Origin of the sequence: Enterocloster citroniae (assembly GCF_040545455.1) — a bacterium.
GTDB classification, from domain to species: domain Bacteria; phylum Bacillota; class Clostridia; order Lachnospirales; family Lachnospiraceae; genus Enterocloster; species Enterocloster citroniae.
In genome coordinates, this window is sequence record NZ_JBEPLZ010000007.1 from 257,174 (window position 1) to 276,923 (window position 19,750).

Below are 19,750 nucleotides of genomic sequence, written 5' to 3' on the forward strand. Positions count from 1 at the left end.
GCCTCCTTCTACTGTGCTGCGCTTGTGTCTGCGGCTGGACTTTCAGCTTCATCCGTCTGTCCGGCATCTTCGCCGGCTCCCGTGTCCAGGGTTACCTTTGTTCCCTCCTTTAATTCGGAGGTCCATGTGGTAAGCACCATATCATCCAGGGTAAGCCCTGAAAGCACAGAGATATTCTCGCTGTCAAATATGCCTACTTCCACCGGCACTTCATGGATCATGCCCTCTGCCTGGTCATATGTATAGACATACGCATCCCCTGACTTGTAATAAACGCAGTGGTTGGGAATGAGCATCACATTCCTGGCGGAAGCAGATGGAACCTGGATCTCCACACTGGTTCCCGGAGCCATGGTCTCCTGATCATCCACCGATGCCTTTACCTTAAAAAGGCCCACGGATGCCTCGGCCATATTGTTGATCTCAACAACAGAGCCGCCATATTGATTTCCTTCCTTTGTCACGGTAACAGGAGCACCCAGGCTCAGATTGTTTTTCACCTTCTCCGTCACATAAAAGGTCACATTATTGCCGCCTTCCCCGGCAATGACACACATCTGCATGGAGGACCCCACCGTATCGTGAAGCTCTACATTCAGCTGTTCCACCCGGCCGTTAATAGGGGATGTTACATGGCTGAATTCCATCTGTGTCTCATATCCGATCTTAGCTGATTCATACTGAAGGCGCTTTGCCTCTGCGGCCGTCTGGTATCCCTCAAATTCTTTGTCAGATACAAACCCGGAAGCGTGAAGGGGCGCCATGCGGTTTAATGTGGACACGGCATCATCCCAGGCTACCTTGGCGGTATCCATGGCATTCTTGGACGTGGCCACCTGCTTGGTATCAATCTCAACCAGCACCTGTCCGGCTGCCACTGTATCCCCTGCCTTTACATTGACGGCGGTAACGTCACCACCCGCCTTTGGATATATGTAGACAATATCCGCCGGTTCAATAGTACCTACCAGATTAGTTGTCAACTCTATATTGCCCATAACCGGCGGCTGTACCATGACCACCGGGTCAGGGGTGGGGGCAACAGGCTCTTCTTTCCTGAAAATGCGGACAATCAAAAATGCAGCGATGGCCACAATAATGATTCCCCAGATAATACGCGTCTTTGCCTTTTTCATTTTCTCCTCTTTCCTTTCATAACCTTTATTATTTTTAGATTCATTCATAGCATGAGATAAAAAACAGGGGAAATGGGCTGCTGCAGCTACCACCTTTCCCCGACCATAAATTCCTTTTATCAAACCAACCATCTAGTATTTTAGACAGTGACACCCTCTTTTGTCTAACATCAAAATGCGGATAATTAACAACCACATGTTGTTAATTATAAAGTTTTTTCAAATATTTAATAAAATTTTCAAACCTCTTCTCGTTTTCCTTCCGCCACACCATAAGCACACTGGCGCTCACCTGGTTCTCGGCATCGGGAAGGGGGAACAGCTTCAGGCGGTCCCCATAATTGTGATAAAACTCCTTAAAACTGATATGGATCCCTTCATTTGCGATCAAAGCCAGTTCCAGGCTGTTGACATTCTCATAAAAACGGGCTTTTTGCAGCACATGCTCCTGTTTTGACAGCAGTTCAAACAGATGCATCTCCGCGCCTGCGAAAAAGTTCTTGTACAGGCAGAGCATGGTCTCCCCCCTAAAATCCTCTATGGATACCTCCTCCTTGTCTGCCAGGGGATTTTTCCTGGATACCACATAGTACAGGGGAAGTTTCCCTATGCACAGCACACCGTATTTCTCCCTCAGCTGCTCATGGGTGGGCAGGAAGCTGACCGTCATCATAAGATCCGGGTTTCCGGTTGTCATATCCTTGATGCTGGTAAACTCACTGATCTCAAATTCCGTATCAGGGTCAACGGCCATGTAGTCGGCCAGCAGATTGCCCGCTTTTTCTATGATCCCGTTCATTCCCACCACTGCCACATTGATCCTGCTCTTGGCCCGCTCCCCTTCTTCCCTGGCCATGTCCACGGAGTCGCTTATCTCCTTTGGTATATCCTTCCAGCGCCATAAAAGCAGCTCCCCGCTCCTTGTAAGGCGCACATCCCTAGTGGTCCTGTCAAACAGGCGCAGTTCCAGCTCCTTTTCCAGCGAGGCGATCTGGCGGCTGAGCCCCTGCTGAGAAATGTAAAGCCGGCTGGCCGCCTCTGTAAAGTTAAGGGTCTTGGCCGCTTCCAGAAAGCATTCCATCTGGTGAATGGTCATGGACGGACCTCCTGTTCTCCCTTTAAGCCACGGGTAATGGATTCCTGATCAGCAAATCCATAAAACCCCAGCTTTTCCAAGGGCCATTTGGGCATTTCCAGGCGCACTGTCTTTTGGGGATTTACGATCTGGCACACCACCAGGTTTCCCAGCATGTCAATAAGCATTCCCGCATCCAGCTTAGAAAGCCCTGCTTCAACAGTCAGGAACGTAAACATCTGGTCCACGGCCTTTTGGCATGCCTCATCCACGTTTTCCCGGGAGGCAATGGCGATCCAGCGATCCCCTGTCTCCACCAGCGGCCATGGGATGGGATGGTTTTTTACCACATCCACCTGGACCGTGACCCGGCCGCCGGTCTCCACGCCGCAGTTCCCGCACTCCCCGTCACCCATCACCGCATGCAGGTCTCCCATTGCCAGAAGGGCGCCGGGCACCCGGACCGGAAGGTACAGTACCGCGCCGGGCCCAATGCTGGTGCAGTCCATGTTGCCTCCATGGTCCCCGGGCGCCAGTGTGCTCACCGCATGCCCTTTGGGGGCGGTGCCGATAACGCCAATCATAGGGCGGACCGGGATCTGAAGATGTCCGTAATGGACCATGCCGTCCTTTACAGGAAGCCGTCTGATGATATATTCGGGGAAATGCTCCTTCAGCGCCCCTGCCGTGGGTCCCTTGTCCAGGATCCCCACCTGGTCCAACTCTATATTCCTGATTGCCAGGCGCAGTATATCCTGAGGACAGGCCCCTTCTATATATACCGGTCCGGTGGCCGGGTTGGCCAGGCTTTTGTCCATATGGTCAAAGTCAGACCCTTCCCTCAGAAGCTGCCCCATATGGCAGTCATATGTCTCAAATATAAGGGTTTCCCCGGGTCTGGCGCTTGCAGCAGGCACATGGTCCGGGGAAAATGTATGGATAACGTGTTTCTTCTCTATATACCGGTTCATTCTGCAATCTCTCCTTTTTCCCGGGTGGATGCTGATTTACCACTGGAGCTTGATCCGCCGGCGGACGCCGGTCTGCGGATGGTCATGACCGCGGATGGGTCCAGGGCGTCCCGGAGCGCATCCCCCACAAAGTTGATGGCCACCACAAGGATCACGATTAAAAGCCCCGGAGGGATCCAGAGCCATGGCTGTCTGGTCAGCACCGTAAGGGACTGGGCGCTGTTTAACATATTGCCCAGGCTGGCTGCCGGGGGTTGTACGCCCATGCCGAGAAAGCTTAGGGACGCCTCGTCCAGCATGGACAGGGCCATAACAGAGGTGGCGTATACCAGGATGGGAGCCACTGTGTTGGGCAGAATCTCGGAGAACAGGATATGCCGCGTGGGCATCCCCGCCACAATGCTGCCTTTTACAAAATTGGTCTCCCGAAGGCTCAGCACATTGCCCCTCACCAGGCGGGCGATGCCGGGCCAGTCCACAAATCCCAGGATCAGGATAATGCTCCAAAGGCCAGGCTCAAAGATGGCGGCCGCCACCAGCACCAGAAGGATATAGGGGAAGGACATCACCATGTCCGTAAAACGCATGATGGCAATGTCCAGCCATCCCCCAAAGTATCCGCCCAGCAGTCCCAGTATGACTCCGATGGCCGTTGATATGGCAGTGGCCAGCACGCCTACCAGAAGGGAGATCCTGGTGGCGTACAAAAGGCGGCTGAACATATCCCGCCCGATCTGATCCGTGCCAAGGATAAACTTAAGGCTGGGAGCAGCGCCGAAAGGCCCTGCGATCTCCTCAGGGTCATAGGGTGCTATGATCGGGGCCAGCACGGCCGCGGTGCAGATAACAGCCAGGACAGCCAGGCTGAAACAGGCCAGCCGGTGGTGGCGGAACCTGCGCCATACGGTCTGCCAGTAATTTTCTCTTCCAATTTCATCATTTAATGTAACCTTATCTTTTTTCATTCTATCTGTTTAACTCCTGTTAACCACTACTCGTACTGGATGGCCGGATTCACAATGGCATACACAATGTCCGTTACCAGATTTGCCACAAGCACTACCACGGCAGACAGCAGGCATACACCCATGATCACGGGATAGTCCCTGTTAAGGATGGCGCTCATGGTCATCAGCCCAAGACCGGGCCAGGAAAAGAGCTGCTCCACGATCACGGCCCCTCCGAACAGGACGGGGATCTGCATTCCGATCACTGTCACAATCGGCACCAGGGCATTGCGCAGGGCGTGCTTGTATATGACCCTTGGCCTTCCAATCCCTTTGGCCCTGGCTGTCCGGAGATAGTCCTGCTGGAGGATCTCCAGCACCGCGCTGCGGATATACCGTATGTTGGTCCCTGCCATGGACACGGAGAGCACCAGCACGGGCATCACCATATGGGCCGCCACATCCGCGGCGCCCCCGGAGGTTCCCAGGGTGACCATGCCTCCTGATGGCAGTATACCCAGGTTTACAGTGAAAATATAGACCAGCAGCAGGGATAGGAAAAAGCCGGGTATGCTGCTTCCGAAAAAAGAAGCGGTCACCACAGCATAGTCCCCCTTGGAATACTGGTGGATGGCGCTGTATATTCCGGCCGGAACCGACATGATCAGGCTTACGATCAGGGACACGCCCATGAGAAGCAGGGTTGGCCCCAGGTGGCTTCCTATCATGGCGCTGACCGCCTCATAGGATTTAATGGAGTATCCCATGTTTCCCTGGAGCAGCTGTCCCAGCCATACGAGATACTGGATATAAAAGGGCTGGTCCAGCCCCAGCGCAGCCTCCCTGGCCGCCACGGCCGCCTGGGAGATACGGGCGCCCTGCATCATCTCAAGGGGGCTTCCCGCAAAGCACATGATGGCGTAGTCAATGATGGTGATGCCGATCAGGGTGGGCAGAGCGATCAAAAGGCGCTTTATAATGTATTTTGTCATATCAGCTCACTCCTCCCTGGATTACACGGCCCCCGCCCCCAATTGTATGGATACATGATACAAGATGCCTGCTTCCCACGGGTGCGGACTGAAGAACCATGTCCGCATCCGCGCACTCTCCGGTGCGGCGCGGACATCTGGGATAAAAGGGACATCCGTCCGCCGGTCCTGTCTCGGACTCCGCCTCCCCCTCAATAATGCCTTTTCCACGCCTCTTTCTGGTTCTTGGATCAGCCAGGGGCACCGCATCAAACAGCGCCTTGGAATATGGATGCTGGGGATGCTCAAACAGTTCCCGGCTGTCCGCCAGTTCCACGATCTGCCCCAGGTACATGACTGCGATACGGTCACTCACATAGTTGACCGCACCCAGTCCATGGCCGATAAAAATGCAGGTCAGGTTCAGTTCCTGCTGCAGCTCCTTAAGAAGGTTCAGGATCTGGGCCTGGATGGACACGTCCAAGGCGCTCACCGGCTCATCGCAGATCAGCAGCTGTGGTTTTAATGAAAGGGCCTTGGCAATGCCGATCCTCTGCCTTTGGCCGCCTGAAAATTCATGGGGGTAACGGCCAAGGGCATTCTGGGGAAGTCCCACCATGTCCAGCAGCCGTTCCACCTCCCTGTGTATGGTGTTCTTATCTGCAAGTCCATGGTACAGCATGGGCTCTGACAGGATTTCATATATATGCTTCCTGGGGTTCAGGGATGAGTAGGAGTCCTGGAACACCATCTGCAGCTGTGTGCGTATGGACCGCATCTGGCCGGCGCTTATATTGGCCAGATCCTTTCCCTGATACAGGACCCTGCCTCCGGTGGGGCGCTCCAGCCCCACGATTTGGCGGCCCAGGGTGGACTTGCCGCAGCCGGATTCTCCAACCAGCCCCAGGGTCTCGCCTTTATACAGGGAAAAGGACACTCCGTCCACTGCCCTGATCTCCCCCGAACTGCGGGAAAACATCCCGCTTTTGGCGGAATAATATTTTTTCAGATTCTCTACCTGCAAAAGAGGCACTTCATGATTCAGCGGCATTTTCCTCAACCTCCTTTACGCGGCAGCATCTCACCCGATGCCCGGCCCTGATCTCCTCCGCTGTCTGAGGATACCGGCAGATATCCTGTCTGTATGGACACCGGTCCGCAAATCTGCATCCCATAATGGAATCATACTGTTCCGGCACAATGCCCTCAATGGATTCCAGGACCCGTTCCTTTCCGTCCCGGATCTCCGGCACTGAGCGCAGAAGCGCCCTGGTATAGGGGTGGGCCGGATGGTCAAACAATTCCAGCACAGGGGCCTGCTCGATCATCTGTCCCGCATACATTACCAGCACGCGGTCAGCCATCTGGGCAACCAGCCCCATGTCATGGGTGATCAAAAGCACGCTCATCCCCAATTCTTCCCTCAATTCCAGGATAAGATCCATGATCTGGGCCTGGATGGTCACATCCAGGGCAGTGGTTGGTTCATCCGCGATGAGAAGGGATGGATTGCAGGACAGCGCCATGGCGATCATTACTCTCTGCCTCATACCGCCCGAAAGGAGATGGGGGTACCGCTTCATCACGGAGTCGGCGCCTGGAAGGCCCACCCTTTTCAGCAGCATCAGTGCCCGTGCTTTTGCCTCCTCTTTGCCAAGACCCATGTGGATGCGGATGCTCTCCGTCATCTGGTTTCCTATTGTAAACACAGGGTTCAGGGAAGTCAGGGGATCCTGGAATATCATAGTGAGCCTGTCCCCTCTGACCTGGTCCAGCTCCTTCTCAGTCAGTTCCAGAAGGTTCCTTCCTTCAAACATCACCCTGCCGGACGTAACCTTGCCGCCACGTCCCAAAAGCCCCATAACGGACAGGGAGGTGACACTTTTCCCACAGCCGGATTCCCCCACGATACAGACCACCTCACCTGGATCCACATAGAAATCCACATGGTCTACGCTGATATTTTTTCCTCCATCCCCGGAAAATGTAACTTCCAGATCCGAGACTTCCAGGATATGCGACATAATATTTCCTCATTTCTACTGCGTACTGTAAATTTTCTCCTGCCGGCACCGGGTATTCCTCTTCCGTCTGCCGGGTATTCCCTTATGGGCACCGGATATTCCTCCTCCGTCCATCTGAATCAAGAATACCCAGAGAGCGTAACGCCCCCCGGGATTCAGTCATAAGCGATTCAATTGGCTTACTGGGCTATATCCCACTGCTCCACATGGTTCAGGAACCCGTATACGCTGGGCTCCGCACCTGTGAGGCGCTTATTAACAGCCGCCATGGTTTTGATGATATAGGCCGAGAACATGGGTACATCCTCCTGTACCTGCTTATCTATAATGGAGTACAGCCCCTTCAGCTCACCGATATCGCTGGAAAGCTGCACCTTGGACAGTGCCTCATTCACCTTATCATTGCTGTATTCCGTCCAGCTGCCCTCACCGCCCAGAAGCCATGCAACATCTGCGTAGGGATCTACCGGCGGGTAGGTGTACTGCACTGCCATCACGTCAAAATCTCCTTTGTTAGCATTGCCAAGGAGTGTGTTTATATCCATGGTCTGGATATCCGCCTTGATCCCCACGGCCGCCCACTGCGCCGCAATGACAGAAGCGGCGTTGACAAAAGTGCTGTCACCTGAATCAATGCAGAACTTAATGGTCTTATTTTTGTCCCAGCCACTCTCCTCCAAAAGGGTCTTTGCCTTCTCCGGATCATAGGTCACAGGAGTGATGGACTCATCAAAGTAGGGGCTGGCAGAGGACAGGAATCCTTCCGATACCTCCCCATTGCCCTTTAACAGCTGGTCCAGGATCTGCCGGCGGTCAATGGCGTACAGCATGGCCTGGCGGACCTTTGCATCCGGTATGTTGGATGTGCGGATAAATACGGACTGGTTGGTGATAGGATCGCCAAAGGACACATTCACATTCTCCAGGGACTGGACGCTCTCATAATCCTCCAGGGGAATGGAGCTCATGGTATTCTGGGTCACATCGATCTCCCCTGACTTAAGGCCTGCATAGAGCTGGCTTCCCTCCACGATCTTAATGTTCAGACGGTCGATCTTAGGCGCTCCCTTCCAGTAATCCTTATTAGCCTCATAGGCCACATAGTGATCCCGGTCAAATTCAGTTACCCTGTAAGGTCCGCTGACCACATCCGGCTTGTTGAACCAGGGGTCTGACATAAGATTTTCCTCGCTGATATTCTCGATCACATGCTTTGGAAGGGGCATGAGATACCGGGCATAGGATGCTTTAAATGTGATCAGGGACATGGGTGCCTTGGTGGTAAAGCGCACGGTCTTGTCATCCACTTTGGTGATGCCCTCCACATGGTCGGCTCCCGCCTCCACAAATCCGTCATCGCCCACGCCCTCAAATACATAGTACATCATGGCCACATTCCCAATAACAGGGCTGCAGATACGCAGGGCCGTATAAATCACATCATCTGCGGTCACCGGGGTTCCATCGGACCAGACAGCCTGATCATCAATATGCACCAGGAAGTTGCTGCCATCCTCCGCCGTGATGGAGTCAGCCAGCATTCCCTCAAAATTCATATCCTTATCCAGGTCCATCAGCGGAAGGAACATAAGGCCTGTGGCGTATTTGTTCATCTCCACCCCGTCCATCAAAAGAGGATTCAGGGTATTCAGGGAGCTTGTCACACCAATGTTTACGATCTTCTCCCCCGCCGCCCCTGTCTGGGCTGGCGCCGAACCGCCCTCTGCCTGTATACCTTCATTTGCCTTTCCCTTACAGCCGGCCAGGGACAATGCCATAACCGCGGCCAATGCCAGGGAAACACACCGCTTTGCCACTCCTGTTGTATTCTTCATAATTCGTCCTCCCGATCAAGCACACTATTCATAGTAATTTAGTATGGTTTTATTTATATCATCACAGTCTCCAAATGTCAATAGCTCTGGTATTACAATTGACCAGCGTACCTTCTATTTTATCATAGGTAAAATTAAATGGAAAGACGAATCTGTAACAAGGGGGGATATAGTTTCATAAAAGACCGGGCTGTTTTTATGCCTTTTAGACAATTTCATGCCTTTCAGACAAATACAGCCCGGTCTTTTTGTATGATCTTTGTAACTGTTACTTAGTTTCTATCTTTTCCAGAAAGCTCCTATAATTATAGGAAGAAATCCGACTGGCAGAAGTTGATCTCCCCTGCGCACATGGTCATCTGGGGAACCAGGAGCTCATGGCTTGTCAGTTCCTCATCCCGGAAATCCTTTTGAGTAAAGCTCAGATCCTTCTGCTTGAGGATAACAATATCCGCATCCGCTCCCGGCTTTAACGTACCGATCTTACCCTCCATCCCCATGATCCTGGCAGGCACCGCGGTCACTGCCCTGAGGATATCCATCAGTTCCATGCCCAAGGTCCTGTATTTTGCCATGACAAAAAGGAGGTTTTTGGCATAGGGCGGTATATTAAACTTATCCAGGGTCAGGTCGGAGCTGATGATGTCGGGAAGGAACCCGGCTGCCAGAGCCCGTCTGGCTGTATCCACCCCAAAGTTCCCCCTGCCGTTGGCGGCATCGAAGATCACTCCCCGCTTCCTTGCTTCCAGCACAAGGGGTGATATCCCTCCGTCCTCCGTGACAATGGTATTGCCCGCGCCCTGGTAGCAGTGGCAGAAAATATCCCCCGGACGCAGGCACTGAGCCAGTTCGCCGGCTGTAATGGGTGCGTTGGTGGTGTGGACGCAGACCCTGAGGGAGGTCCCCAGCTTATTGTCCAATTCCTCCGCAAGGTCTACGATCCGCTTCAGGTATTCAAGCCCCTTATCATCAGGCACCACGCCCTTTGACAGACGGATCTTAAGTCCCAGGATATTGTCCCGGTATTTGTCAATGACCCGCTCCATCCTGGGAAGGTTGATCAGGCAGGGATCAAAATCTTCGCACAGCTTAAAATCCAGCTGTCCTCCTGAAAATGTGGTCAGGAAGCTTTTTATCCTGACCGTGGACTGGGCGATCACGGATTTATAAAATGCCTCATAGGTAACCGTTCCTGCGGTTCCTGCGTCCACGGCAGCCGTGGTCCCCTGGGAGATCATGAAATCAGGGCGCAGGCAGGTGCCGCTTCCCTCATAGAAAATATGGGTATGGAAGTCAATAAGGCCCGGAGCCACAATACAGCCTGATGCATCGATCACATGGTCACATTCCACCATTTCCCCCTGGGGGTCTATAATTCTTGTATTTGAGACAACTACGTCCCGAATCTGGTCGGTGGCCGTGACAGGGTCCATGACCCTGCCGCCCCGAATGATAAAATCAGCTTTCATAATGTCACCTCTGTCAGATAATTCCCATGGTGCCGAGGACGCAGGCCAGGATGGCACAGCAGAACGGCATGATCGCACAGGTAATGAACACATGCTTATATGTATCCTTCTGGGAAGTCCTGGCGATCTGGTTGCACACCACCATGCCGGAGGCATGGGGCATTGCGTCAAAGCCCGAGGAGGCAATACATACCACCCGGTGAAGCATGGCTGTGTTCAGTCCGGTGGAAGCCAGATATCCGCCCATGCTGGAAAGGAAAATATTCAGTCCGCCTGCGGACGAACCTGTGATGGCCGCGATCACGTTGATGGAAATAAGAGCCGTGGCCAGAGGCCCGATGTTCATGTTCACCAGAGCGTCCGTGACGATCCCGTAAGCCGGTGAAGCGGATACCACGCTTCCAAATCCCATGATGGAGGAGGTGGCGATCAGTGCGCCCAGGCCGCCTGAGGCGCCGTCATTGATGGCTAACTGGATATCCAGCTTATCCTTATAAAGGATGCATCCGATCACAATGGCCAAGATCATGGCGCATGACACCGCGTATGTGGAGGGCATGGCGGTCAGCTTCTGGAAACCGAACATGGCGGCCAGGAGGACAACGATGGGAACATAGCATTTCCACACCTCAGGCGTCTTTCCCTGCTCCACGGACTGCAGATCCATGATGTTTTCCCCCGGGCTTGCCACAAAGTGTTCATTGTTTGCCTTTGCGGCCTTGATCTGCCAGTTCAGGTAAAGATAAGCTGCCGCAAACATGAGCACGGAGCAGATAATGCCGATCTTGGCTCCCGCGTAAGCCGTTGTGTTAAAATATGTAGTGGGCAGCAGATTCTGCGTGGACGGTGAACCTGGAAGCATGGCCATACACACGGTCACCGGACACACCATGATGGTTGCCACGATCAGTTTCTTCGGTATATCCGCCTTCTGGAACAGGGCGACTGCAATGGGATACACGGAAAATGCAATGATAAAAGTTCCGATTCCTCCATAGGACAGCACTAATCCGGTAATCATAATGACCAGGACCACTGACTTATCCCCCAAAAGCTTTAATAAACTGCCCGCTATCCCCACGGATGCGCCGCTTTCCCCCATTACCTTGCCGAATATGGATCCCAGCATGAACAGCAGGAACCAGCTCCCGGCAAACCCGCTCATCCCGGTCATAAAATTCTCAGTGATGGCGGACACGGGATTCATTCCATTAAATACGATCACAATAATAGCGCCCACTAAAGACACAATGGCCATGTGCCAGTTTTTCCAGATCAGGAAAATAACGGCCACGACAGCACAGACCAGCCCTACAATACCTAACATATTATACCCCTTTTCTTTTGATTTGTACATTTTCATGAAATAGTACTGACTTTTTGATATGTTTTTATTATAATAGCAGAGTAGTAAGAAGTGAACTTAAGAGTAATTATATCGGATAGTAGTAAAAGTGCGAAGGAGTTTTTATGGAATTAAGACAGCTGGAATATATGATCGCAATTGCAGACCACGGCAGCATTTCCAAGGCAGCGGAATCCCTTTTCATCACACAGTCCGGCCTGAATCAGCAGCTGATCAAGCTGGAACAGGAACTGGGGATCCAGCTGTTCTACAGGGATAAGCACCATCTGCAGGTGACCGCGGCAGGCAGGATCTACGTGGAAAATGCCCGTGAGATCATGAAGATCAAAAAGAATACTTACAATATCCTGTCTGATATGAAAAACAACACCGTGGGCGAGATCACCTTAGGGCTGACCCTGGAACACGGTATTGACCTGTTCACCTTTGTTTTTCCCAAATTCAACCGGCAGTATCCGGGCATTAACTTTCATCTGCTGGAGCGCTATGTGGCTGAGCAGCACAGCATGATCGCCGCAGGCAAGCTGGATTTTGGCCTGGTCATGCTGGGTGAGCAGGACAAGGTCAATCTGGAATACATCCCCCTGTACCAGGAGGAGATGATCCTGGGAGTGCCAAAAACCCATCCCTGTGCCGGTCAGTGCGCCGCCCCAGGGGAACCCATGCCCTTTATGGATCTAAAGCTCTTTAAGGAGGATACCTTTGCCCTGATGTTCCCCAATTCCACCATGCGCGGCATCATTGACCCGGCCTTTGCCGCGGCCGGATACCAGCCCAAGATATTGATCGAGACAGGCATGAACCACGCCCTGGTAAAGCTGGCTGCCACCGGCCTGTGCTGTACCGTCCTGCCCTTTTCCAGAGCCCTGTGCAGCCCGGACCGTGATGCTGTGTCCTGGTTCCGTCTCTCCCCTCCCATCAGCTGGACCACCTACATCACTTACCGCAAGAATACCCATTTAAACGAGGCATCCCGGTATTTTATACAGCTGGCTAAGGAGTATGGGGCGGAACTGGCCATGCAGATGAGACGGCCATTTCCCTGTTCAGAGGCCCCAGGCAGGGCGGCAGGTTTATAACGGATCCATAATAGGATGATTTTATAACCAAAAGGGCCATGGAGAAATTTCTCCATGGCTTGGATCAGACATTACATATACATATGACTTCCATAGTTTGGATATAAAATATCGAGAAATGACACAATATCCCGGCGCAGTTCATCCACCGCCCGTTCCAGATCCTTGTCCATCAGATAATCGATCACCTTCAGGTGGTTCTCACAGCCCATGCGGATGGAGATGGTTCCCCATTTCTCCCAGTGCCTCTGGGCATAGGCCCTTGTCATGATTCCAATGCTTTTTTGCAGCATACTGTAGCAGTACTCATTCCCGCTGTAGGAAAGCAGGCGGAGATGGAATTTGCTGTTGTTGTCCCAGTGCTTCAGGATGGTCAGGTCCTTATCCTTGTCAGAACACTCAGTCAGGGTGAACTCACGCAGCTCCATAATATCACCCCTGGTCATGATGGAGGCGGCATCCCTGAGACATCCTGTCTCAACCATGATCCGGAAATTTACTATATCCCGTATCTCCTTTTCATTGATCCTGACCACTTCATATCCATACCTGGGATGGCTGATCAGCACTCCTTCATTACACAGCTCGATCAGGGCGTCCCTGATCGGGGATTTGCTCACCCCATACTTTTCGATCAACTGTTTTTCATTGATGATCTCATTCTGCTTGTAGTTGCCCTCTATTATGTCTTTCAGAATAGAATCATATATTTCAGTCTTCAAAGACGATGGCTTCCCGCTTCCCATATACATTCCCTCCCACTTTTTTCCAACATGCCTTAAAGCATTTCCTTATAGCATACGATCCAGCTCCATAAGGGATATTATATATGTTTTCAAACCTTTTAGCAACATTTGTAAGGGAACACATTCATCGGGCTGGTGCCCCTGTCCGTGGCCGTTCTCAAAGGGATTGGGCGCATCCGGCACACCCGGCCCGAATCCGATGGCACAGGGAAGATGCCTGGAGTAGGTTCCTCCCCCCATGGTGTAAGGCTCATAATGCCTGCCCTGGACATGATCGCAGATCTCACTTAACACAGGAATGTAGGGATTATCAAGAGGTACATAGGCCGGTGCCGACAGCTCGCCGATGGTAATCCCAAATCCCAGGGATTTCGCCTGTTTTCTAAAACCTTCCGCCACCTCCCGGCCATCCACGGTCACCGGATACCTGGTGTCAAAGGACACATTGATCCTTCCCTTCTCCCCATGGGCAACACTGCCCACACAGGTAAGCTTTCCGGATTCACTGTCCTCAAAGGGAATGCCGCATGCCACCCCATAATAATCAGATGTCATGGATTCCACTGCCCGCATTGCATCTTCGGCACTGCCTCTGACCAGTCCGCTCTTTGCCAGAGCACCTGCCAGAACATGGACCGCATTCACGGACCCCTCCGGAAATGCCGCATGGCGGGATATGCCCCGGGCTGAAACCTTTATATCCGCCCCGTCCTGCTCCACGCTGATCCCGTCTATTCCCTTCAGTCTTTCCACGGCTTCTTTAAGGTCCACCCCTGAAAGCACGGCTTCGGCCTTTGCCGGAATCACGTTGACCACGCTGCCGCCATGGAAGGATACCAGGTTTCCGTCCATTTCCCGCTCAATATCAGCCCTCATCAGACCCTTTTCCCCATAACATACAGGGAAATTAGTGTCCACCACCAGATTGAAATCCGGGACCTGCTGGGTACGGCAAAAATACTCAATGTCCTGCATTCCCGTTTCCTCTGACAAGCCAAAATAAAGAAGCACGTCATTTTTCAGGGCAATGCCATGCTCCTTTAAATACCGCAGGGCGTACAGGGCGCAGATACCCGGCCCCTTGTTGTCCCCCACTCCCCGGCCGATCAAGAATCCGTCTTTCAGCGTGCACTTAAGAGGCGGATTATGCCACCCTTCCCCCAGTGGAACCACATCCAGATGGGCATACATGCCGATCCGCTTCGGTTCCTTTGCCGTCCCCTTTACCAGGAGACTGCCGCAGTAATACTCATGATTCTCCACATGGAATCCATACCCTGCGGCCAGGGAAACCGCCTCATCCAGCACATCCCCGCAATTTTTTCCAAAGGGATATTTCTCATCCCCCTGAACCGATATGCTGGGAATGGCTACTAATCTGTCCAGGTCCTTTACAAATGCCTGGCTGTTTTTTTCGATCCACTGATCGATCTCCTGCATAAAACTGCTGTCAGGTTTAAACATCTTGATTTTCCTTCCTTATTCGCACAGATGACATGATACCATATGACCGCCGCCCACATCATGAAGCTTCGGACATTCCTGAGAGCACCGGCCGGCAGCGTATTTACACCTGGTGTGGAAATAACAGCCCCGGGGAGGATTCAGCGGACTGGGCACATCCCCCGTAAGGATCTCCCTCTTCATCTTATTATCCACATCAGGGATGGGGATCGCTGACAGCAGGGCCTTGGTGTAAGGGTGCTGCGGGTTGTTATAAAGCTCATCCTTTTCTGCAATCTCCACAATCCTCCCAAGATACATTACAGCAATACGGTCAGACACGTACTTAACCACACTCAGGTCATGGGAAATGAACAGATAGGTGAGTTTTTTTGTTTTCTGAAGGTCCTGGATCAGGTTCAGCACCTGGGCGCGGACCGACACATCCAGAGCGGACACCGGCTCGTCACAGACCACGAATTCAGGGTCCAGCACAAGGGCCCTTGCGATGACAATGCGCTGTCTCTGTCCTCCTGAGAACTCATGGGGATAACGGTTCATCATGTTCTCCGGCATACCCACCAGTTCCATGATCTCCTTTACCTTCTGTATGCGCTCCTCATTGCTACCCATTCCAAAGGCGTCCAGGGGAGCCTTGATCAGCTCCAGCACAGTCATACGGGGATTTAAGGAGGCATACGGATCCTGGAAGATCAGCTGCATTTTCTTGCGCATCTGGCGCATCTGCTCTTTGTTGTACTTTGTGATATCATCACCCTTATAGAGGACCTGGCCTGAGGTAGGATCGATCAGCCGCAGGATGGACCGCCCCAGCGTGGACTTTCCGCATCCCGATTCACCCACCACCCCAATGGTCTCCCCCTCATAGATGGAAAGGTTGATCCGGTCCACGGCATGGACGATCTTTAACGGTTTTCCGGTCATGGTTTTGGCTGTGATAAACTCTTTTTTTACATTCTTTAGTTCAACCAATATGTTTTTATTCGACCTCATGTTCCCAGCCTCCCTCCGGCGCATATTTCCAGCAGCGAACTTTCTGTCCCCCTATATCATAGAGCCCCGGTTCCTGTTCATGGCATTTGCTCTGTGCCTGCGTACACCGGGTACAGAACCGGCATCCCTTTGGCATTTCGCTCAGATCCGGGACCGACCCCGGGATATTAAAGAGGCGCTCCGCGCTGTTCTGGTCCAGACGGGGGATGGACTTAAGCAGCCCCTGGGTATACGGATGGAGCGGATGCTTAAAAATACTCTTCACATCCCCGTACTCCATCTCCTTGCCCGCATACATGACCATTACCTCGTCCGCCATCTCCGCAACCACACCCATGTCATGGGTGATGAGCATGATCGACTTGTTATCCTTTTCTTTTAATTCCCTCATAAGCTCCAGGATCTGGGCCTGAATGGTAACATCCAGGGCAGTGGTGGGTTCATCCGCTATGAACAGGGATGCATTGCAGGAAAGGGCCATGGCTATCATCACACGCTGCCTCATGCCGCCGGAAAGCTGGTGGGGATACTCCTTAAGGCGCTGGGCCGGGGAGGGGATGCCCACTTTCATGAGCATCTCCTCGGCGCGTTTCCATGCCTGTTTTTTATCCATCTTACTATGCGCGGTTATTGTTTCTACAAGCTGTTTTCCGATGGTCATAACCGGATTCAGCCCTGTCATGGAGTCCTGAAATATCATGGCGATCTCGTTACCACGGATCTGGCGTATTTCCTTCTGGTTAAGCCTGGTCAGGTCTTTTCCCTTAAACAGGATCTCTCCAGATGCGATCTTACCGGACTGGGGAGGAATCAGCCTCAAAATTGACATGCTCGTCACTGATTTGCCGCAGCCTGACTCTCCCACGATTCCCAGGGTCTCGCCCTTTTTTATATGAAAGGATACGCCGTCCACAGCAGTAACTGTTCCGTTCTTTCCGGAAAACTGGGTTACGAGTTTTTTTACTTCAATCAAATTTTCAGACATTTAAGTACCTCGCTTTTCGTATGGAACATGCTGATCCCGATTACTTATTCACCTTCCAGGCCCATACATTCTTGTTCACATTGTAATCAATGGCGCCTACCCGCACATTCTCCAGCTTCTCGCTGTATCCAAAGAGGTCATTGGTAAAATACAGGAATGCCATTGGCATCTGCTTAAACAGTTCCTGCTGATATTTGTCATAAGCCTCTTTACGTGCCTCAAATGTGATCTCCTTGGCTCCGGCCTCGCCCAAAAGGCCCAAAGTCGGGTCGGACAGCTGTGTAAAGTTATTCATGTAGCCTGCCGTCACGTTAGGTACGGATTCGGATGGATCAACGGAACCGGCGGAGCCGATAAAGCACAGATCATACTCGCCATTGCGCGCATTGGACAGCAGGGTGGGGAAATCAAGTGTCTGGATCCTTGTCTTGATGCCGATCTTCTGAAGATCCTGCTGGATCAGGATCGCTGATTTTTCCCTCACTTCATTGCCAGTGGAAACCAGTACTTCCAGTTCGCGGTTTGCATCCCAGCCCGCTGCCTCGATCATTTCCTTTGCCTTCTCAGGATCGTATTCAACCTTCAGGCTTGTGTCATAGTACTTGTGGTCTTCAGGAAGGGGGCCGATGGCAACGCGTCCCTGGCCCTGAAGGAGCTGGTCCACGATCACCTGGCGGTTGATGGCAAGGCTGATTGCATGGCGGATGTCCTCTGTCAGGTAATCCCTGGAAGTATTCATGGCCATGTACTGGTACGCAAAGGTGGGTACGGACTTTGCGGCAACACCCGGGGTGTTGTTGGCAGCATCCCAGTCAGCCAGAGGGATCTGCGTATTTCCGGAAAGGGCATCGATCTCGCCGCTCATCAGGCCGGAAAGGATATTGGAGGACTGTACTTTTTTGAACACCAGCCTGTCAAAATCAGGTGCGCCCAGGTAGTAGTCCTTATTTGCCTTAAACTCTATGGACACGCCGGACTCGGTGCTGTCAAAGATACATGGGCCGGAGCCAATGGGCTTCTGCCAGAACGCATCATTTACCAGGTCCCCATCGGAGATCCCGGACAACAGGTGCTTTGGAATGATAAAAAAGTCACGGTTTACAAGAGCATAGACAATGGAGGGATCCATGGGTGTCTTTAAGGTAAATTCTACCGTATGGTCATCCACGGCCTTTACTTCCACACTGTCAGTCCCTGTCTCACATCCGGTGTCATCGGTACCCGCAAAGTACTGCATACGGATGCGGCGCAGGTAGTTATATTCAGAGGAAGATGCAACCTGTGCGGAGTAGACCACGTCCTCTGCGGTTACAGGTTCCCCGTCATGCCATTTCGCGTTCTCGTTCAGGTGATATGTAATCTTGTCCCGGGCCTCATTGGTCTCCCAGGAATCAGCCAGCCTGGGTTCAAACGTGCCGTCCGTGTTAATGGTCATCAAACGGTCAAACATAAGCTCATTTACATTGTCGGCGCCTGCATTGGTGGTGTTCATCACCATGAACGTATCCCAGTCCCCGGACTGTGCAATGGTAACGATCTTCTCGCCGGTGCTGCTTCCCCCAGCCTTTGGCGCTTCTGTCTGGGCCGTTCCCCCTGCATTGGCCGCCGTGCCGGATGTTCCCCGGGAAGACCCGCCGCACGCTGAAAGCAGCATGGTACATGCCATGGAAGCTGCAATTACTCTTACAAAATTACGTCTCATAATGTTCCTCCTTTAAACTTGTATGTGTTTGTTTTATTTCTTTTTAATCTTTGTCTTTGAATCCAGGGCGTCCCTGATGCCGTCCCCTACAAAATTGATGCTGGTAACCGTAAGCACCAGCAAAATGCCCGGCGGCACCCAGAGCCACGGCCTGGATGAAAGCACGGTGATGGACTGCGCCGCGTACAGGATATTTCCCCAGGAAGCCTGGGGCGGCTGAACGCCCATGCCCAGAAAGCTGAGTGCGGATTCCTGGATAATGGCCTGGGCGGTACGGAACGTAAAGTTGATCAATATGGGGGCAAACGCATTGGGCACCACATATTTCATCAAAAGGGGCAGGTCCTTGGTCCCCACGGCCTTTGCTGATTCCACGTACTCCTTTTCCCTGACCGACAATACATTGCCGTAGATCAGCTTGGCAAAGTCCGTCCATCCCAGCACGCCGATCACCAGCGTAACGGTCCAGACAGAGGGTCCGATCACGGCAACCAATACCAGCACCAGTATCATGGATGGGAATGACATGAAAATGTCCGCGGCCCTCATGACAATGGTTTCCCATATCCCCTTGTAATAACCGGCGATCAGCCCCAGGGGGACGCCGATGCAAAGGCTTATGATGGCGGAAAGCAGACCCACCAGAAGGGATACGCGGCCGCCGTACACCAGCCTTGCGAACACATCCCTTCCCGTGTCATCTGTTCCCAGTAAATGGCCGGGACCGGGCTTTGCGCTGAAGGCCAGTATATCCGATGTGTATGGATCCAGTTTCAGGATGATGGGAAGAAATACCACCAGGAATACTTCCAATGCAATAATTGCAACGCCGATCATGGCCAGCTTGTGGGCCGTGAACTTTTTCAGCACGTCCCGATAATATGAGTCCTTTTTTATGACGATTGTCTCTGACATCCTCTTACCTCCTTTGTTACAGCTGTTCTCCGGCCGTTTATGTACAATACATGCGGCCCACCTGGTGAGGTT

17 protein-coding genes are annotated in these 19,750 nt (G+C 52.5%); 1 reads left to right on the forward strand and 16 read right to left on the reverse strand.

Annotated elements, in window-relative coordinates; translation table 11 throughout:
* Positions 1-8: 8 nt before the first annotated feature.
* From ABID13_RS12220 to ABID13_RS12265, 10 genes are all read right to left on the reverse strand, one after another.
* The gene (locus tag ABID13_RS12220; RefSeq protein ID WP_048929245.1) at positions 9-1,136 is read right to left on the reverse strand and encodes an efflux RND transporter periplasmic adaptor subunit; all 1,128 of its coding nucleotides are present in this window, start codon (positions 1,134-1,136) and stop codon (positions 9-11) included.
* Positions 1,137-1,338: 202 nt separating this feature from the next.
* On the reverse strand, positions 1,339-2,232 hold the full coding sequence (locus ABID13_RS12225; RefSeq protein ID WP_045092957.1) for a LysR family transcriptional regulator: 894 nt from the start codon (positions 2,230-2,232) through the stop codon (positions 1,339-1,341).
* Positions 2,229-3,182 (reverse strand): acetamidase/formamidase family protein, encoded by a 954-nt coding sequence (locus ABID13_RS12230; RefSeq protein WP_048929036.1) that lies wholly within the window; start codon positions 3,180-3,182, stop codon positions 2,229-2,231. The genes ABID13_RS12225 and ABID13_RS12230 overlap by 4 nt, the downstream gene beginning before the upstream one ends.
* Positions 3,179-4,147 (reverse strand): ABC transporter permease, encoded by a 969-nt coding sequence (locus tag ABID13_RS12235; protein ID WP_007861634.1) that lies wholly within the window; start codon positions 4,145-4,147, stop codon positions 3,179-3,181. The genes ABID13_RS12230 and ABID13_RS12235 overlap by 4 nt, the downstream gene beginning before the upstream one ends.
* Positions 4,148-4,173: 26 nt before the next feature.
* On the reverse strand, positions 4,174-5,121 hold the full coding sequence (locus ABID13_RS12240) for an ABC transporter permease (protein WP_048929037.1): 948 nt from the start codon (positions 5,119-5,121) through the stop codon (positions 4,174-4,176).
* Between the two features lies 1 nt (position 5,122).
* Positions 5,123-6,151, reverse strand: coding sequence for an ABC transporter ATP-binding protein (locus ABID13_RS12245; RefSeq protein WP_048929038.1), 1,029 nt, complete (start codon positions 6,149-6,151; stop codon positions 5,123-5,125).
* A complete protein-coding gene (locus ABID13_RS12250; RefSeq protein ID WP_007861641.1) occupies positions 6,135-7,124 on the reverse strand; it encodes an ABC transporter ATP-binding protein in 990 nt (329 codons plus the stop codon). The genes ABID13_RS12245 and ABID13_RS12250 overlap by 17 nt, the downstream gene beginning before the upstream one ends.
* Before the next feature lie 179 nt (positions 7,125-7,303).
* The gene (locus ABID13_RS12255; RefSeq protein WP_045092960.1) at positions 7,304-8,959 is read right to left on the reverse strand and encodes an ABC transporter substrate-binding protein; all 1,656 of its coding nucleotides are present in this window, start codon (positions 8,957-8,959) and stop codon (positions 7,304-7,306) included.
* Positions 8,960-9,264: 305 nt separating this feature from the next.
* A complete protein-coding gene (locus ABID13_RS12260; RefSeq protein ID WP_007861643.1) occupies positions 9,265-10,428 on the reverse strand; it encodes an amidohydrolase family protein in 1,164 nt (387 codons plus the stop codon).
* Positions 10,429-10,441: 13 nt separating this feature from the next.
* Positions 10,442-11,755 carry a GntP family permease gene (locus ABID13_RS12265; RefSeq protein WP_048929039.1) on the reverse strand — a complete coding sequence of 438 codons (1,314 nt, stop codon included), beginning with the start codon at positions 11,753-11,755 and terminating at the stop codon, positions 10,442-10,444.
* Between the two features lie 143 nt (positions 11,756-11,898).
* Here ABID13_RS12265 and ABID13_RS12270 point away from each other — a divergent pair, with 143 nt between their 5' ends.
* Positions 11,899-12,873, forward strand: a complete 975-nt coding sequence (locus tag ABID13_RS12270) for a LysR family transcriptional regulator (RefSeq protein ID WP_007861645.1) — start codon at positions 11,899-11,901, stop codon at positions 12,871-12,873.
* Between the two features lie 71 nt (positions 12,874-12,944).
* Here the strand turns inward: ABID13_RS12270 and ABID13_RS12275 are convergent, their stop codons facing one another.
* The 6 genes from ABID13_RS12275 to ABID13_RS12300 form a co-directional block, all read right to left on the reverse strand.
* Complete coding sequence (locus ABID13_RS12275; protein ID WP_227162028.1) at positions 12,945-13,595, reverse strand: GntR family transcriptional regulator; 651 nt, start codon at positions 13,593-13,595, stop codon at positions 12,945-12,947.
* Positions 13,596-13,664: 69 nt separating this feature from the next.
* Entirely contained in the window at positions 13,665-15,083 is a 1,419-nt protein-coding gene (locus ABID13_RS12280; RefSeq protein ID WP_082173767.1) for a Sapep family Mn(2+)-dependent dipeptidase, read from the reverse strand.
* A 15-nt stretch (positions 15,084-15,098) separates the two neighbouring features.
* On the reverse strand, positions 15,099-16,076 hold the full coding sequence (locus ABID13_RS12285) for an ABC transporter ATP-binding protein (RefSeq protein WP_007861649.1): 978 nt from the start codon (positions 16,074-16,076) through the stop codon (positions 15,099-15,101).
* Entirely contained in the window at positions 16,063-17,061 is a 999-nt protein-coding gene (locus tag ABID13_RS12290) for an ABC transporter ATP-binding protein (RefSeq protein ID WP_048929040.1), read from the reverse strand. The genes ABID13_RS12285 and ABID13_RS12290 overlap by 14 nt, the downstream gene beginning before the upstream one ends.
* Positions 17,062-17,101: 40 nt before the next feature.
* Positions 17,102-18,763: an ABC transporter substrate-binding protein gene (locus tag ABID13_RS12295; protein WP_007861651.1), complete on the reverse strand. Its 1,662-nt coding sequence runs from the start codon at positions 18,761-18,763 to the stop codon at positions 17,102-17,104.
* A 33-nt stretch (positions 18,764-18,796) separates the two neighbouring features.
* Positions 18,797-19,678, reverse strand: coding sequence for an ABC transporter permease (locus tag ABID13_RS12300; RefSeq protein ID WP_007861659.1), 882 nt, complete (start codon positions 19,676-19,678; stop codon positions 18,797-18,799).
* Positions 19,679-19,750: the final 72 nt, after the last annotated feature.

Bases quoted from the DNA above. Each gene is read 5' to 3' on its own strand.
- ABID13_RS12220 (WP_048929245.1), bottom strand. From the start codon at position 1,136: ATGAAAAAGGCAAAGACGCGTATTATCTGGGGAATCATTATTGTGGCC.
- ABID13_RS12225 (WP_045092957.1), bottom strand. From the start codon at position 2,232: ATGACCATTCACCAGATGGAATGCTTTCTGGAAGCGGCCAAGACCCTT.
- ABID13_RS12230 (WP_048929036.1), bottom strand. From the start codon at position 3,182: ATGAACCGGTATATAGAGAAGAAACACGTTATCCATACATTTTCCCCG.
- ABID13_RS12235 (WP_007861634.1), bottom strand. From the start codon at position 4,147: ATGAAAAAAGATAAGGTTACATTAAATGATGAAATTGGAAGAGAAAAT.
- ABID13_RS12240 (WP_048929037.1), bottom strand. From the start codon at position 5,121: ATGACAAAATACATTATAAAGCGCCTTTTGATCGCTCTGCCCACCCTG.
- ABID13_RS12245 (WP_048929038.1), bottom strand. From the start codon at position 6,151: ATGCCGCTGAATCATGAAGTGCCTCTTTTGCAGGTAGAGAATCTGAAA.
- ABID13_RS12250 (WP_007861641.1), bottom strand. From the start codon at position 7,124: ATGTCGCATATCCTGGAAGTCTCGGATCTGGAAGTTACATTTTCCGGG.
- ABID13_RS12255 (WP_045092960.1), bottom strand. From the start codon at position 8,959: ATGAAGAATACAACAGGAGTGGCAAAGCGGTGTGTTTCCCTGGCATTG.
- ABID13_RS12260 (WP_007861643.1), bottom strand. From the start codon at position 10,428: ATGAAAGCTGATTTTATCATTCGGGGCGGCAGGGTCATGGACCCTGTC.
- ABID13_RS12265 (WP_048929039.1), bottom strand. From the start codon at position 11,755: ATGTTAGGTATTGTAGGGCTGGTCTGTGCTGTCGTGGCCGTTATTTTC.
- ABID13_RS12270 (WP_007861645.1), top strand. From the start codon at position 11,899: ATGGAATTAAGACAGCTGGAATATATGATCGCAATTGCAGACCACGGC.
- ABID13_RS12280 (WP_082173767.1), bottom strand. From the start codon at position 15,083: ATGTTTAAACCTGACAGCAGTTTTATGCAGGAGATCGATCAGTGGATC.
- ABID13_RS12285 (WP_007861649.1), bottom strand. From the start codon at position 16,076: ATGAGGTCGAATAAAAACATATTGGTTGAACTAAAGAATGTAAAAAAA.
- ABID13_RS12290 (WP_048929040.1), bottom strand. From the start codon at position 17,061: ATGTCTGAAAATTTGATTGAAGTAAAAAAACTCGTAACCCAGTTTTCC.
- ABID13_RS12295 (WP_007861651.1), bottom strand. From the start codon at position 18,763: ATGAGACGTAATTTTGTAAGAGTAATTGCAGCTTCCATGGCATGTACC.
- ABID13_RS12300 (WP_007861659.1), bottom strand. From the start codon at position 19,678: ATGTCAGAGACAATCGTCATAAAAAAGGACTCATATTATCGGGACGTG.